The sequence below is a fragment of the Acinetobacter sp. YH16044 genome, from assembly GCF_013417145.1.
GTDB lineage: Bacteria > Pseudomonadota > Gammaproteobacteria > Pseudomonadales > Moraxellaceae > Acinetobacter > Acinetobacter amyesii.
Genome location: NZ_VPEK01000042.1, coordinates 1 through 15,410 on the forward strand (window position 1 = coordinate 1; position 15,410 = coordinate 15,410).

Annotated in this window: 12 protein-coding genes; 8 read left to right on the top strand and 4 right to left on the bottom strand. The window is 44.2% G+C overall.

Annotation, left to right across the window (positions count from 1 at the left end; genetic code table 11):
* Positions 1 to 110: zinc ribbon domain-containing protein (locus tag FTV38_RS15065; protein WP_179994364.1), on the top strand; the 110-nt coding region annotated here is incomplete at its 5' end.
* 100 nt (positions 111 to 210) lie between these two features.
* Here the strand turns inward: FTV38_RS15065 and ppc are convergent.
* On the bottom strand, positions 211 to 2,895 hold the full coding sequence (gene ppc, locus FTV38_RS15070) for a phosphoenolpyruvate carboxylase (protein ID WP_180022903.1): 2,685 nt from the start codon (positions 2,893 to 2,895) through the stop codon (positions 211 to 213).
* A gap of 152 nt (positions 2,896 to 3,047) precedes the next feature.
* Positions 3,048 to 3,671, bottom strand: a complete 624-nt coding sequence (locus FTV38_RS15075; RefSeq protein WP_180011056.1) for a TetR/AcrR family transcriptional regulator — start codon at positions 3,669 to 3,671, stop codon at positions 3,048 to 3,050.
* Between the two features lie 151 nt (positions 3,672 to 3,822).
* On the opposite strand from FTV38_RS15075, the gene FTV38_RS15080 reads away from it, so the two are divergent.
* The 4 genes from FTV38_RS15080 to dnaJ all read left to right on the top strand — a co-directional run bounded on the left by FTV38_RS15080 (position 3,823) and on the right by dnaJ (position 9,802).
* On the top strand, positions 3,823 to 4,929 hold the full coding sequence (locus FTV38_RS15080) for an efflux RND transporter periplasmic adaptor subunit (protein WP_180022904.1): 1,107 nt from the start codon (positions 3,823 to 3,825) through the stop codon (positions 4,927 to 4,929).
* Positions 4,929 to 8,066 (top strand): efflux RND transporter permease subunit, encoded by a 3,138-nt coding sequence (locus FTV38_RS15085; protein ID WP_180022905.1) that lies wholly within the window; start codon positions 4,929 to 4,931, stop codon positions 8,064 to 8,066. Before FTV38_RS15080 ends, FTV38_RS15085 begins: the two co-directional genes overlap by 1 nt.
* A 133-nt stretch (positions 8,067 to 8,199) precedes the next feature.
* Positions 8,200 to 8,577: a hypothetical protein gene (locus FTV38_RS15090; RefSeq protein ID WP_078194105.1), complete on the top strand. Its 378-nt coding sequence runs from the start codon at positions 8,200 to 8,202 to the stop codon at positions 8,575 to 8,577.
* 106 nt (positions 8,578 to 8,683) lie between these two features.
* A complete protein-coding gene (gene dnaJ, locus FTV38_RS15095) occupies positions 8,684 to 9,802 on the top strand; it encodes a molecular chaperone DnaJ (RefSeq protein WP_111885156.1) in 1,119 nt (372 codons plus the stop codon).
* 93 nt (positions 9,803 to 9,895) lie between these two features.
* Here the strand turns inward: dnaJ and FTV38_RS15100 are convergent, their stop codons facing one another.
* Complete coding sequence (locus FTV38_RS15100) at positions 9,896 to 11,539, bottom strand: PglL family O-oligosaccharyltransferase (protein ID WP_180022906.1); 1,644 nt, start codon at positions 11,537 to 11,539, stop codon at positions 9,896 to 9,898.
* 198 nt (positions 11,540 to 11,737) lie between these two features.
* Between FTV38_RS15100 and dapB the strand changes: the two genes are divergently transcribed.
* Both dapB and FTV38_RS15110 read left to right on the top strand, forming a co-directional pair.
* Positions 11,738 to 12,559: a 4-hydroxy-tetrahydrodipicolinate reductase gene (dapB, locus tag FTV38_RS15105; protein WP_078194102.1), complete on the top strand. Its 822-nt coding sequence runs from the start codon at positions 11,738 to 11,740 to the stop codon at positions 12,557 to 12,559.
* Between the two features lie 58 nt (positions 12,560 to 12,617).
* The gene (locus FTV38_RS15110) at positions 12,618 to 13,262 is read left to right on the top strand and encodes an START domain-containing protein (protein WP_180022907.1); all 645 of its coding nucleotides are present in this window, start codon (positions 12,618 to 12,620) and stop codon (positions 13,260 to 13,262) included.
* A gap of 41 nt (positions 13,263 to 13,303) precedes the next feature.
* Here FTV38_RS15110 and FTV38_RS15115 read toward each other — a convergent pair whose 3' ends face one another.
* Positions 13,304 to 13,723: a hypothetical protein gene (locus FTV38_RS15115; RefSeq protein ID WP_257223180.1), complete on the bottom strand. Its 420-nt coding sequence runs from the start codon at positions 13,721 to 13,723 to the stop codon at positions 13,304 to 13,306.
* Positions 13,724 to 13,830: 107 nt separating this feature from the next.
* Between FTV38_RS15115 and FTV38_RS15120 the strand changes: the two genes are divergently transcribed.
* Positions 13,831 to 15,267, top strand: coding sequence for a PLP-dependent aminotransferase family protein (locus FTV38_RS15120; protein WP_180022908.1), 1,437 nt, complete (start codon positions 13,831 to 13,833; stop codon positions 15,265 to 15,267).
* The last annotated feature ends 143 nt before the right edge of the window (positions 15,268 to 15,410 follow it).

A 15,410-nucleotide genomic window follows, 5' to 3' on the forward strand; every position in this document is an offset into this window, starting at 1 on the left:
AATGGGAGTGCATGAGCTGTGGTACAGCTCATGATCGAGATATAAACTCAGCTCTAAACATTCTTGCGCTTGGGCATAAGCGTCTAGCTGTAGGAATCACCCTCTTTTAAGGGGGGGAGGATGTCAAATATTCCAAAATAAATTAAAACCAATATGACTGGTCAAAAAAAAAGCACACAGTTCTGTGTGCTTTTTGAAAACTTGGAAGATTTAGCCAGTGTTACGCAAACCTGCCGCAATACCCGCGATGCTGACCATCAACGCATGGTCGACTGGGGTATTTTCAGCTTGACGCTCGGCAAGGTATGCACGGCGGCGTTTCATTAGCTCGGCTTGTAGTAAATGTAGCGGCAATAAATAAGGCTTACGCACCTTCATGGATTGGTCGAGCACATCGTTACTGCTGAGTAATTTCGATTCACCTTTGAGTGCTAATAGCGTTTGTACCGCATCACGTAAGCGCTGACGTAACTCTTCGCCCAACTGTTTGAGGTCTGCGTCATCAGTCAGATGAGACTCATAATACAGCGCCACATGACCATCGGCTTTGGACAAGACCATTTCCAACATATCAATCAGGGTTTGGAAATACGGCCATTGCTCTAACATTTCTTCGAGTGTCTGCTTTTGACCTTGATCAATCACTTGATTAATCGCAGCACCAGTACCGAGCCAAGCAGGAAGCATCAAACGGATTTGCGTCCATGCGAACACCCAAGGAATCGCACGTAATGACTCAATTCCACCGCTAACTTTACGTTTGGCTGGGCGTGAACCGAGCGGTAACATTTGTAGCTCCAGTTCGGGTGTCACAGTCCGTAGATATTTTACAAAATGCGGATTTTCACGCACGGTTTGACGATACACCTGTACCGACAGATCCGTCATGCTGTGCATGAGCTGACGCCATTCCTGTTTAGGTTCAGGCGGTGGCAATAAGGTCGCTTCTAAGGTCGCAGCGGTGTAAATTTCTAAGTTTTGTAAGGCAATGCCTTCTAATCCAAACTTGAAGCGAATCATTTCCCCTTGTTCAGTGACACGAATCGCTCCTGAAATCGAGCCCGGTGGCTGTGAAAACAGCGCTTGCTGTGTCGGCGCACCACCACGGCTGATTGAACCGCCACGGCCATGGAATAATGTCAGTTGTACATCATGCTTTTTCGCAACTGCGGTTAATTCTTCCTGTGCACGATACTGCGCCCAGTTTGCCGACATAAAGCCCGCATCTTTGGCTGAGTCTGAATAGCCAATCATCACCTCGTGTTTACCCTGAATATGCTGTTTATACCAATGCATATTGAATAGGGTATTCATGGTACGAGCTGCACCATCCAAATCTTTTAAAGTTTCAAACAGTGGCACGACACGTAGCGCTTGTTTGATGCCGGCTTCTTTTTGCAGTAACAATACGGCCAAGACATCACTTGGATGTTCGGCCATGGAAATAATATAAGCCCCTAAACTTTCAGGTGGCTGTTCTGCCAAAGTGCGCATGGTCGCAAAGACTTCTTGTACATCTGGATGTTCAATCAGGCTTTGTTTTGGCTCATTTAAAAACTTCGGTAGCAGTGGACGTTTGCTTTGCAGTTCCTGAATCAAGAAGTTTTGACGGGCTTGCTCCGTCCATGTTTCAAAATTGCCTAAACCTAAATATTCAGTAATGGCAGAAATCGCTTGGCGATGACGAGTCGACTCCTGACGAATATCGAGTTTGAGTAATTCGATACCGAAGCAATTCACTCGATGAATAAAGTCGAGTAACTGACCATTGGCAATTTCAGGTAAACCGCTGTCAATCAGTGAACGGTAGCAAACCAATAGTGGATCGAGCAGCTCATGGCGGCTTTTAATGACTTGGCTATCGTCAGCATCTTCACCACGGAGTTTTAGTGCCAACCAGTGACGAGTGGCTTTGAGGCGTTCCCGCGCATCACGTAGATATTCACGATACGGTTCAGGGTGGAAATGGCCCAAAGCATCACTGAGTTCTTTACTGCATTCTTGAATCGAAAGTTCCCAACGTAGGTCTTCGATATCGCGTAAATACAGGTCGGCAGCTTTCCAACGTGAAAGCCAAAGCACTTCTTGAGTAATGTTATGGGTGACGTTTGGGTTGCCATCACGGTCACCGCCCATCCATGATGCAAAGCGCACAGGGGCAACATTTAAAGGCAAGGTCTTGCCACAATGATCTTGAACCATGCCATCCAATTCACGCATGAATTTGGGTACAGCATTCCACAAGGTCTGTTCAATGGTCGTGAAGCCCCATTTAGCTTCGTCGACAGGCGTCGGGCGGTGTTGACGAATTTCGTCGGTTTGCCATGCCGAGCAAATCAGTTGTTTTAAATCATCCAGTACGGCTTTGCGTTCGCGTGGCGTAAGTTTTTGCTGATCCATTTTAAACAGGCAATCATTAATCCCATCATATTTTTGGATCAAGGTACGGCGGCTGACTTCAGTTGGATGTGCAGTCAGAACCAGTTCAATTTTTAATTCACAAATTTGTTGGAACAGTTGTTCCGCACTGATGTTATTGCTTTTAAATTTTTCAAATAAATGATCGAGTGGATTCGGTGATGGTGCTTGCTCATCAAACTCACTTTGGCGACGGCTGCGCACCACATTGTATTGTTCGGCAATATTGGCAAAGTTGAGAAAGTGTGTAAATGCACGGGTCAGTGGCAGAATTTCTTCATCTTTTAAATTTAAAAATAATTGTTCTAACTGTTTTTCGGCTTCAACTTGTCCATCGCGCGCGCCTTTAGACAAAGCACGAATTTGCTCTACCTGATTAAACAAATCTTGTCCTGCATGCTGCTTTAGGGTTTCACCCAATAAATTGCCCAGTAAGCGCACGTCTTCACGTAATGGAGCATCAATTTGTTGAATCATTTGTTATTTCTCCGTGTATTCCTGTCTCGACTATACCCCGAAAGTGCTGTGGCAAAAGGGGGTACAGACAAAAGTCGGATGACTTTTCTAGGTAAATGAGCAATAGCTATGCCATTTGTTTCAGTTTAGCGTTGAAATATTTCAGAAAATGCTTAGCTCTGCGTGCTGAGTTGATATTTCAGCATAAAGATTTCGATGGCAGAGTGAATAATGGCTTGCCGCTCTGCTGCTTCAGGTACTGGGCGCATGCCCAATAAAACCTCTTGATGGCGTAGTCCCATCAGTAGCGACACAATCAGTTCAGTTTGTCGGGCAGGGTGATCCTGCTGAATGAAATTTAAAGCTGCTGCATCTTGAAAAAAGTTTTCCCAGACTTGGCGCATTTTTAAATGTGAGGCACGGAAAAACTGTTCCACCAAAGGACTGTGTTCGGCAGCCAACTCCAAAAGTAATAAATCCAGTTTAATGGCTTCAGGCAAATTCATGATGTTCAGCCCCAACTCACAAATTTCAACGAAAGCCTGCATAAAATGACTTTCGCTGTGCAGATGTCGCGGGCGGGTATTCAAAATATATTCACAGGTGTCTTCAATCGCACTGGTAAATAAGGTGGCTTTGTCCTGAAAATGATTATAGACCGTCAGTTTGGTGACCGCTGCATGTTGGGCAATCTGATTCATGCTGCAACCGTGATAGCCCATTTCTAAAAATAATTGTTTTGCAGACTCTAAAATCCGTTGTCGTTTTTCTAAGTCTTTCGGGCGGCCGACATTCATTTGCTGAAAAAATTCCAAAAAAGGCGAAAAGGTCATTGATTTAGGATAATTAATCTAATTAATGTACCGCATGGTTTATTAATTAAAAAATAACCAAATTAATTGAATAATATTCTGCCCTAAAAAAGACTTTTTATTAAGAGCGAACTTCATGAGTACGATTAAGATCACAGTTGTCAGCATGATTATCGTTTGCAGTGTGACCTTATGGGGATGCAGCAAGGATAAAGCCCAAACGGAACAGGAAGTGCCATTTGTGATGGTGACTCAGCCAGGCGCCACACATTTTGAACAAAAAAGTTATGCGGGTGATGTACAAGCACGCCAGCAAACAGCTTTAGCGTTTCGGGTTGGCGGTCAAATCACTGAGCGCTATGTCGATGTTGGAGACCAAGTCCGAGTCGGGCAAGTCTTGGCAAAATTAGACGTCAAAGATGCACAATTACAACTCAATGCTGCGCAAGCACAGCTTGAAAGCGCACGTTCCGCAGCGCAAATTGCTGAAGATGAATTAAAGCGCTTCAAGCAATTACTACCAGTCAATGCCGTGAGTCGCTCGCAGTACGATGCGGTAGAAAACCAATATAAAGCAGCGCAGTCGAATTTAAAACAAGCGCAATCCAATTATGATGTCAGTCGTAATCAAACCGGTTATAACCAATTAATCGCCAATAAAAATGGTGTGATTACTGAGCGTAATATTGAAATTGGCCAAGTGATTTCAGCCGGTCAGCCCGCCTATCAGTTGGCGATTGCCGGTGAACGTGAGGTGGTGATTGGGGTGCCGGAACAAGCTGTAACCGATATTAAAGCCGGGCAGGATGCCTGGGTCACTTTATGGTCTAAACCACAGGAAAAATTTGCTGCGTATGTGCGTGAAATTAGTCCTGCAGCCGATCAGTCTCGTACTTATAGTGTCAAAGTGGCATTACGTGAAGGCAATAGCGCCATTCAACTGGGGCAAAGTGCACGGGTATTTTTAACTAAAGCACAGCAGAATGTTTTGCATGTGCCGTTATCGAGTGTGTCTGCGAGTGGTCAGCAGGCGTATGTGATGGTGGTCAATGCAGATAATACGGTACGTAAAGTTCCAGTAAGTTTAGGCGAATACGGACGTGATAGCGTGCCCGTACTTAGTGGTCTGCAAGCAGGGGATTTTGTTGTGGTTGGCGGCGTGCATTTGCTCCGCGAAAAACAAAAAATACAACCTGTTGATCGTGAAAATCGAGCGGTACACATTCAGGCAGGAGTTAAATAATGAATTTTAACTTGTCTGAGTGGGCACTGAAAAATAAAGGCTTAATTCTTTATTTTATGATTCTACTGGGCATCGTTGGGATATTTTCTTATTCCAAATTGTCGCAGAGTGAAGACCCGCCATTTACCTTTAAAGTCATGGTGATTCAAACCTATTGGCCTGGTGCAACAGCCAAAGAAGTTTCGCTACAGGTCACCGATCGGATTGAAAAAGAACTGATGACCACGGGGCAGTATGAACGCATTATGGCGTATTCACGTCCGGGTGAATCCATGGTGACCTTTGTGGCCAAGGACAGTCTACGTTCGCTGCAAGTCCCCGATGTTTGGTACACCGTGCGTAAAAAGGTCAATGATATTCGCCATCAATTGCCATCTGGGGTGCAAGGTCCTTTCTTTAATGATGAGTTTGGTGACACCTTCGGTAATATCTATGTGCTCACCGGCAAAGACTTTGACTATGCCACCATGAAGGAATATGCCGACCGTTTACAGCTCCAGTTACAACGAGTCAAAGACGTTGCGAAAGTGGATTTGATTGGTCTACAAGATCAAAAAGTTTGGATTGAAATTTCCAACACCAAAGCCACGCAAATGGGCATACCCGTGACGGCGATTCAACAAGCCTTGCAGCAGCAAAACACGGTTGCCAGTGCTGGCTTTTTTGAAACCAATTCAGACCGGATTCAAGTGCGTGTCAGCGGCAATTTACAAAACATTGATGAACTGCGTCAGATGCCCTTATTGGTGAATGGTCGAACGATTCAATTGGGTGATGTGGCAGATGTACATCGGGGCTTTAGTGATCCACCGCAGCCTCGTATGCGTTTTATGGGTGAAAATGGTTTAGGCATTGCCGTGTCGATGCGTAAAGGTGGCGACATTCTGGCTTTGGGTAAAAACCTTGAAACAGAATTTGCCCGCCTGCAAAAAACCTTGCCCTTGGGTATGGAACTAAAAAAAGTTTCTGATCAGCCTGTAGCCGTGAAGCGCAGCGTCAATGAGTTTATGAAAGTCCTCGCTGAGGCGGTGATTATCGTTCTGTTGGTGAGCTTCTTCTCCTTGGGTTTCCGTACAGGTCTTGTCGTTGCATTTTCCATTCCCTTGGTCTTGGCCATGACTTTTGCTGGCATGCAGATGTTTGATGTCGGGTTGCACAAGATTTCTTTGGGGGCCTTGATTCTCGCACTCGGTTTATTGGTGGATGATGCGATTATTGCCGTCGAAATGATGGCGATCAAAATGGAGCAGGGCTATAGCCGGTTACAAGCCGCCGGACATGCATGGCGGACGACCGCATTTCCAATGCTAACAGGCACGCTAATTACGGCTGCAGGATTTTTGCCAATTGCCACAGCCGCATCGAGCACAGGGGAATATACCCGCTCGATTTTCCAAGTGGTCACTATTGCATTGGTTGTGTCATGGTTTGCAGCAGTGTTGTTTGTTCCCTATCTTGGGGATAAATTATTGCCCGATTTCAATAAAGATTTGGTACAAAAAGCCCCGTGGTATCAGCGCCTCTGGGCACGTTTGCGCAAACAACCTGAACCTCAGCCAATGGTGCATCATGCCGGCGAACATCATGATCCTTATCAGTCTCCGTTTTATCAACGTTTCCGTGGTTGGGTTGACACTTGTGTGACTTATCGCAAGACGGTGATTGTAGCGACTGTAGGCATCTTTGTATTATCGATTTTAATGTTTAAAACCGTACCACAGCAGTTTTTCCCACCGTCAAACCGTGCTGAAATTTTAGTGGATTTAAAGCTCGAGGAAGGTGCATCTCTGAAAGCCACAGAAGCGGCCGTAAAAAAAGTCGAAGCGTTCTTGTCGAAGAAACAGGGCATTGATAATTTTGTGGCTTATGTGGGGACAGGTTCACCGCGGTTTTATTTACCTCTAGATCAGCAGTTACCTCAAGCCAGTTTTGCTCAGTTTGTGGTATTGGCTTCATCTTTAGATGATCGCAATGAAATCCGCCAGTCATTAGCAGAAGAAATTCGTAAGCTCTTACCTGAAGTACGTACACGGGTTTCACTTTTAGAAAATGGCCCACCTGTGGGTTATCCATTGCAGTTCCGCGTGTCGGGTGAAGATCTGAGCTTGGTGCGTGAGTGGGCACAACGGGTGTCTGCAAAAGTCAGTGAAAACCCGAACACCACCAATGTGCATTTGGATTGGGGTGAGCCAAGCAAAGTCATTAAACTGGACATTGACCAAGATCGCGCACGTCAAATGGGGGTTTCCAGTCTAGATCTGTCCAATTTCCTGAATAGTTCAATCAGTGGCGCGGTGATTAATCAGTATCGTGAGAAACGAGAGCTGATTGAAATTCGGATGCGTGGTGATCAAGCGGAGCGATTGGATGTCGGTTCTCTCAGCAGTTTGGCTGTACCGACCAGCAATGGTGGTTCAGTACCATTGGCGCAGATTGCGAAAATTGAGTATAGCTTTGAAGAAGGGCTGATTTGGCATCGTAACCGTTTACCGACCATTACTGTGCGTGCGGATATTCGCAGTAAATTGCAACCTGCAACGGTGGTGGGTGAGTTAAAAGATTCATTTGATCATTTACGTGCAGAAATGCCGAATGGTTATCTCCTCGAAGTAGGCGGTACTGTGGAAGAGTCAGCACGTGGTCAAACTTCTGTAAATGCGGGCATGCCACTATTCCTCGCAGTTGTCATGACTTTATTGATGATTCAATTACGCAGCATGTCACGGGCGATGATCGTATTTTTAACTGCACCTTTGGGCATTATTGGCGTGGTGTTATTCCTGTTATTGTTCAATAAACCCTTTGGTTTTGTGGCAATGCTCGGCACGATTGCACTGTCAGGAATGATTATGCGCAATTCGCTGATTTTGATTGATCAGATTGAACAAGATATTCAGTCTGGGGAGTCGGCTTGGGATGCGATTATCAATGCGACGGTACGTCGTTGCCGTCCAATTGTGCTGACTGCATTGGCCGCTGTATTGGCGATGATTCCACTTTCTCGCAGTATTTTCTTCGGTCCAATGGCCGTGGCGATTATGGGTGGATTGATCGTGGCGACCCTGCTGACCTTGTTCTTTTTACCTGCGTTATATGCACAGTGGTTTAAAGTGAAAAAAACTCAGCAGAATCCTTAAAAGTGCCATAATATTGGGTGCGAAATATTGAATTTTTCTCTATAGTAGCACCTGATCTACAAAGACATTTTTAAAAAGTAAAACAACCACAAGTGCAGCGCGGCATATTGTGGTGTACGGGGTTGAATCACAGATGACAGCAGAGAGTTTAGCTAAGTATCGCCGTTATGTTGCGATTTCTTATGTCTTCATGTTTTTCGCTTTATTTACCCTGATTAGTGGTGTATTTGCCTACGGCTTTGCACGCAAAGTGACTCAAATCGATTCTGCAGAAGTTTGGCTCCAAGCCCAAGCGCTTTGGGTCATGCGCACCGTCGTGATTTATTCCATGATGGCCATTTTTGCCGCACTGTGGTTTATTCCTTTATTTTTCTATTATTGGGACACCTATCTTTGGGTGACTGCATGCACGGTAATTGGTGTGGTCTTTGCTGCGATTGCCTTTTTGTATCTATTAAATGCATGGATCCAAGGTCTATCCAAATTCGTTAAAAATAAGGCTGTTTTCTAAGTCGATTTATTTTTTTCCTGCCTACCCCTTGAAAAAATGGTTTGATTCCCCAATTTCAGACCACAGTTAAGTATTAAATTAAATTCCGTGAGGAGCATCGCCAGACATGGCTAAACGTGATTATTATGAGGTTTTAGGTGTATCTAAAACCGCAAGTGATGATGAAATTAAAAAAGCCTACCGTAAGTTGGCGATGAAGTATCACCCTGACCGTAATCCAGATAACCCAGAAGCTGAAGAAAAATTCAAAGAAGCTGCAGAAGCATATGAAGTTTTATCGGACAGCGAAAAACGTAGTATGTATGACCGTATGGGACATCAAGCTTTTGAAGGCGGCATGGGCGGCGGCGGTGGCTTCGGTGGCGGTTTTAGCGCAGAAGATATCTTTAGTCAGTTTGGTGACATATTCGGTGGCGCATTTGGCGGTGGTGGCCGTGGTGGTCAGCAACGTGCACGCCGTGGTTCAGACTTACGCTATGTTATGGAGCTTACCCTTGAGGAAGCTGTAAAAGGCGTGAAAAAAACCATTACCTTTACTGCGCCAGCGCCATGTGATGCCTGTGATGGTAAAGGATCTAAAAATCCAAATGACGTCGAAACGTGTAAAACTTGTCATGGTGCAGGTCAAGTGCGTATGCAACAGGGCTTCTTCTCTGTGCAGCAAACCTGTAGCACCTGTCGTGGTCAAGGTAAAATTATTAAGAACCCATGTAATAAATGTCATGGTTCAGGGGTTTCTGACCGTCAGCAAACTTTAGAAGTGACCATTCCTGCAGGTGTGGATAATGGCGACCGCGTACGTTTAAGTGGCAAAGGCGAGGCGATCCGTGATGGCCAAGCAGGCGATTTATATGTAGAAGTGGTGGTACGTGAACACGAAATCTTCCAACGTGATGGCGCTGACCTGTATATGGATGTGCCTGTAAGCATTGCGGATGCTGCATTGGGTAAAGAAATTCAAATTCCGACACTCGATGGTCGTGTGAGCTTGAAAGTGCCTGAAGGAACTCAAACCGGTAAATTGTTCCGCTTACGTGGTAAAGGTGTGAAGCCTGTACGTACCAGCATGACTGGTGATTTACTTTGCCGTATCGTGGTGGAAACGCCAGTGAACTTAACGGCTCGTCAACGTGAGTTGCTAAAAGAGCTGCAAGACACGATGGATGGCGATGACAATAAATCATCTCCGAAGAAAAAATCATTCTTCGACCGTTTGTTTGATTAATTGACTTGATTCAATCAATTTTCCCGAGTTCGCCGTGATGTGAACTTAGGTATAAAAAAGCCTGCATAATTGCAGGCTTTTTTATTGAGCATTTTAAGGTTTCGGAGGAGTTATCGGCGGTAATAAACTCTCATAGCTCATGTCCAGACGATAAATATTTTTAAGACGCTGTAGCTGATGACGTGCTTCAGCCTCACGACCATTAAATGCCAATAAACGTGCATATTTAATGATGTGATATTTCGCTGGGTAGCTGCGAACCAATTTTTCAGTCTCCTGAATGGTTTGTTCAGAAACGATGGAATACGGATTTAAACGAATAATCGCCACCCGATGTCTAAATTCCGTCAGCAAATAGATCGGCTCATGGTTGGTGATTTTCTCCGGCATTTTTTCATATTTTGATGCCTGACCCAGCTGAATCGCTGCATTGGCATAATCACGATAAATCACCGTAATCAGCACGGCACCAATCACGAAAACAATGCGGATAAACCACGGAGACAGGCTGAAAGTAGCCGTCTGTGGCTTTGCTGCTTGAAGAATCCCGATAATAAAGCCCGCAGGCAGTAAGAAGTATGCGTAGTTTTGCGGAAACTCTAACATGGCATGAATAACGAAGACACCGACCATCAATAGGCCAATCACAGATAATGCAGACTTGGCTAACTTCTGTAATTGGATGCCCCAATAGGCGAAATAGGCCAAGAACGGTACACCAATAATGGCACCATTCCACAATAAGAAATCCAAAATAAAGTTGTGTGAGCTACGAATCCATACAGGCCCTTGCACCGTGTCCGAGATCGAGACAAACGCGCTACTGGTTTGATGCCAACCATAGCCAAACCAAGGCTGTGCAGCTACGGCATGCGCCATTTGTTGCCAAATGGCTAAACGAGACATATCTCCACTAGCACGTTCGGCTACGTCACGAATTTCTTGAATATTCATGTCGGACATTTGGCTCATGATTTGACTTAATTTTGGCATCAATACAATCAGTGCTACAAAGCCGATAAACCAGGCCAAGCTGTAAAACCAGCGAAGACGGATATAATCTTTGTACTGTGCATAAGCCAAATAGACTAGGACACAGATACTTGCTACCCAAGAGGTGCGAGATTGGCTGAGCGCGACCCCAATTAAAATAGGAATTGCACAAGCGACCAAATAGCGGGTTTTAACTTTTTGCTGTTCATAAACATATAAGCAGGCTAACAAGGACATGAGCAGAAACGTGGCCATGTTATTTGGCTGAGCAAAGTTTGCAAATGGGCGCGTAGTTCCACTAATTTTCATCACAAAAGGAAGAAACGAGTCGAAATCTAACCACTGACATATTGCGATGAGCCCTGTCATAACCCCAGAAGCAACAAAGGTATAGCTTAGGTATAGGAATGTTTTTTCGCGTTTTTCTGTACCTTGTGAGAGGCTAAAACCAAGATTGATACACAGCCAGAAGCTGAACACAAACAGCATACAGAGTAAGGCAATACTAAAATAATACACCTGCCCAAAAGCCAGTTGCACAAAGGGAATCAACGCTAAGAGCAACAGGGGCAAGGAAATTTTTGCCACCATGAGCTTTTCTTTAAAGAAGGTTGCCGCTAAGGCAAACAGGGCAAAGAAGGTATAAAGCTCACCGGTATACGTGGCCCAAGGTCGGTAATGAATCGGAATCAGCCATGCCAGTGCAATACAGACTGCCGCACAAAGATATAATAGGGTTTTCATGAATATTCAAGATCAATAGAATGCGCCTATCATACCGTGAAAATGCCCAAACTTGGTGAGGGAATAGTCAGCGTCTGTCGAAGAGCTTGATTTGCAAAAGTCTTTCGGAAAATACAGGATTTTTTTGTTTGTAACTTAGCCTGCGCATGGAGTTTTGATATAGTAAGACCAATTTCGAATCAACATTAGGAAAATGTTATGTCAGCAGCTCCACGTATTGGTATCTTGGGCGCAGGCGGTCGTATGGGACGTATCTTAATTCAGGCGGTTCAGCAAGCTGGCTATCAATTGGCTGCTGCGGTAGAACGTCCTGAAAGTAGCTTAGTCGGTGCAGATGCCGGTGAACTTGCAGGGATTGGCGCGGTTGGCGTAAAGGTTGTCGGTAACCTTGCTGAGGTTTTAAAAGATTGTGATGTCGTGATCGACTTTACTGCTCCTGCAGCAACGGCACAGCATCTTAAACTTTGCCGTGAAGCAGGTGTTGCGATTGTCATTGGTACCACAGGTATGAATGATGAGCAAAAAGCTTATCTCGATGAAACAGCAACAGAAACTCCAGTGGTCTATGCAGCGAACTATTCTGTTGGTGTAAACGTTTCAATCAAACTTCTTGAATTGGCATCAAAAGTGTTTGGCGATACTGTGGATATTGAAGTGATTGAAGCTCATCATCGCCATAAAGTTGATGCACCATCAGGTACAGCGCTGATGTGGGGTGAAGCCATTGCCGGTGCTTTAGGACGTGACTTAAAACAAGATGCTGTGTATTGCCGTGAAGGTCATACGGGTCCACGTGAACGTCAAACCATTGGCTTCCAAACGATTCGTGGTGGTGACATTGTCGGTGAACATACTGCGATGTTTATTGCGGATGGCGAACGTGTTGAAATTACCCATAAAGCGACCAACCGTATGAACTTTGCCTCTGGTGCAGTACGTGCAGCTGCATGGGTAGTTGGTCGTGAAGCACGTAAGTACGATATGAAAGATGTACTGGGTTTTAACGATATTGACGTATAAAAGCGCGTTAAAATCCGTTATAACAACAGCATAAAATTAAAATAAGACGATCAATGGAATGAAAAAAGTCATCTTTATGGCCTGTGCTGTCGCATTCACTGCGGCAGTACAAGCGAAAACTATGGATAATGCCAAACTCACGATTAATAAAAATAATATTAAAGTTTGGACCTACCAAAATGCTCAAAATCCTGTCTTTCAATACAAAGCTGAAACCAGTTTTGATGTGCCCATTGAAAAAGCGGTTTCCCTGATTTTAGATGTGGAAAATGCAGTGAATTGGGTCCCTTATATGGGCAGTGTCAAAGTCTTATCCCGTGATGACCAGAAAGGCGAATTCAGTTTATATATGGTGCTGGATTTTCCATTTCCCTTGAAAGACCGTGATTTGGTGGTACAAGGCAAAATGCGTAAAGATTCACAAGGCATCATTAGCATCCAAAATAAAGCGGTGAAAAAAGGTTATCCGATTAATCCCAATTATGTACGCCTCACTGATTATGAGGGCGATTGGACCTTCCAGCGTTTAGGCAATCAAAAAGTCAAAGTGTCGACCTATGGCTATGCCAATCCGGAAGGTTCCATTCCGCTCAGTTTCGTGAATATGTTCGTGCAGCAACAGCCTTATCAAATGCTACAAAAAATGAAAGTGCAGTTGGGCAAAAGTAAAACTGCAACGGCATTTCCCGAAATTTTAAAATAAGCAGCAGTAATGATTCAGTTCAATATGAACGATCAATGACTTTACTGATCAGGCAGACGAAAAGCAGTCAACTGCTGCATGTGCTGTGCTTCTGGAAGTTCGATACTGAGTAAGGTTTGTTCTGGAAATTGATGCGGATGTAACTTGATTTGAAATTGCCGCGCGGTCATTTGTTCACAGGCAAAGCGAAGTTTGGCTTGCTGCGGCATCATATTCATGCCGTTTTCAGACTTGGCTTTATAAATATATAGCGTCTGATGTAACCCGCCGCTGGTGATCGGTTGGATCTGCTCAAGTTCATATTGCGTCAGTTTTTGGGCACTCAAAAAACCTTGAATTAAAGATTTACAGATAAAATTTTGCTGGCTTTGAGCTTGAGTGTGCTGTTCGGGTTGGCACGCCATAAGCGTGAGTGTACTGATGATGATTAGACCCGCTCGAAGCTGCGTGAAGTCATTCATTTAATTTTCCCCCTATCGTTATTTTTGAGATATCAACCTGATGCCATCAGCTTAAATCTGTTAACTTAATGGGTACAGATACAAGAATGATTAAAAAAAGGGTACAGATGGCTTTTCAATATCAGCAGCTTGCGCAGCAGTTGGCACAGAAAATTTATAGTGGTGAATTGGCCGCAGGGCAGCGTCTGTATGCGCTACGTCAATTTTCACAGCAGCATCAGATCAGTTTAAATACCGCGAAACGCTGCTATGAATTACTTGAAGCCAAAGGCCTGATTTATGTTAAAGAAAAGTCTGGTTATTTTGTACAATCCTCACAGAAAGCCCAGCAAATTGCCGTGCCGAATCATCCTGATTTTGATTCCCGCCCTCGTGAAATTTCGAATTTAGAATTGCAAATTCAGATCCATGAAGCATCTGCAAATAGTCGCCTGATTCATTTGGGTTCAATTCAGTTGTCCCCCAATTTTGTTCCTGTTGAAGCAATCAGACGTTCAATCCAAAGGGCATTAAAGCATTGTAAACCAGAAGATTTTTTATATAACAATCGGCAAGGTCATCCACAATTGCGTGAAGCTTTGTCGGCACATTGGGCTGAAGATGGTTTTTACATGCCTAAGGATGATATTTACATCAGCAATGGTTGTATGCCTGCTTTGTCAGTGATGTTGCAAAATCTGAGTGCGGAAGGGGAGAGTGTCATTGTCCCGACGCCGAACTATAACGGGCAATTGCAATTATTGGCTTTATTGAAGCGGAAAATTGTTGAAATTCCTGCCAATACTGAAGGTTTTGATTTAGAGCGTTTAGAGCAGGCGATGCGGGATTCAGGCGCGAAAGTATGCTTATTGACTGCAAATTTTCAAAATCCTTTGGGTTTTTGTTTAAGTAATGAAGATAAGGAACGAATTGCACAACTGGCTGAAAAATATCAATGTTATGTGATTGAAGATGATATTTATGCTGAGTGTAGTTTCAATGTAAAGCGACCATTGCCTATCAAATATTGGGATCGGGCGGGCTATGTGATCTATTGTGGGTCGATTTCAAAATCTTTATCGCCTTCTTATCGGGTGGGGTGGTTTTGTCTTCCACCACATTTGCAACATTTGCGTCCGAAATTACTTTTGCAAAATGATTCGGTGAATACGCCTTTGCAGTTAGGACTTGCCGATTTGATTTTTAGTCGTGCGTATCGCCAACATCTTGCTGAATTGCGTCCTAAATTAATGGTGCAAGTCGAGCAGTATCGTCAGTATATTTACGATGCTTTTCAAGGGGTTGATATCCGTCTAAATCGGCCTCAAGGCAGTTATGCTCTGTGGTTGCAGATGCCTGAACAAATAGACAGTTTGGCGCTGTATTACCATGCGCAAAAACATGGCATCAATATTGTGCCAGGTTTAATTTTTGGTGAGGACAATCGTTATAACAATTGTATTCGCCTAAATGCAGGGCATGAGCTATCGACAGAAATTCAGCAGGCCATTTTGTTGCTTGCAGATTGGGTGCGTAAGGAATGCAGAAACACAAATGTCATCTAGATTAATGAGTCCATAATGTCTTGTCCTGAAATAGATTGACAGTATTCCACTTCAAACCGAGTTAAGCAATTAGCTCGGTTTTAGTTTGCTCATACGTCTGATTCGGGGTGTTCATATTTAAACTTAAATGTGGTCTATAACAA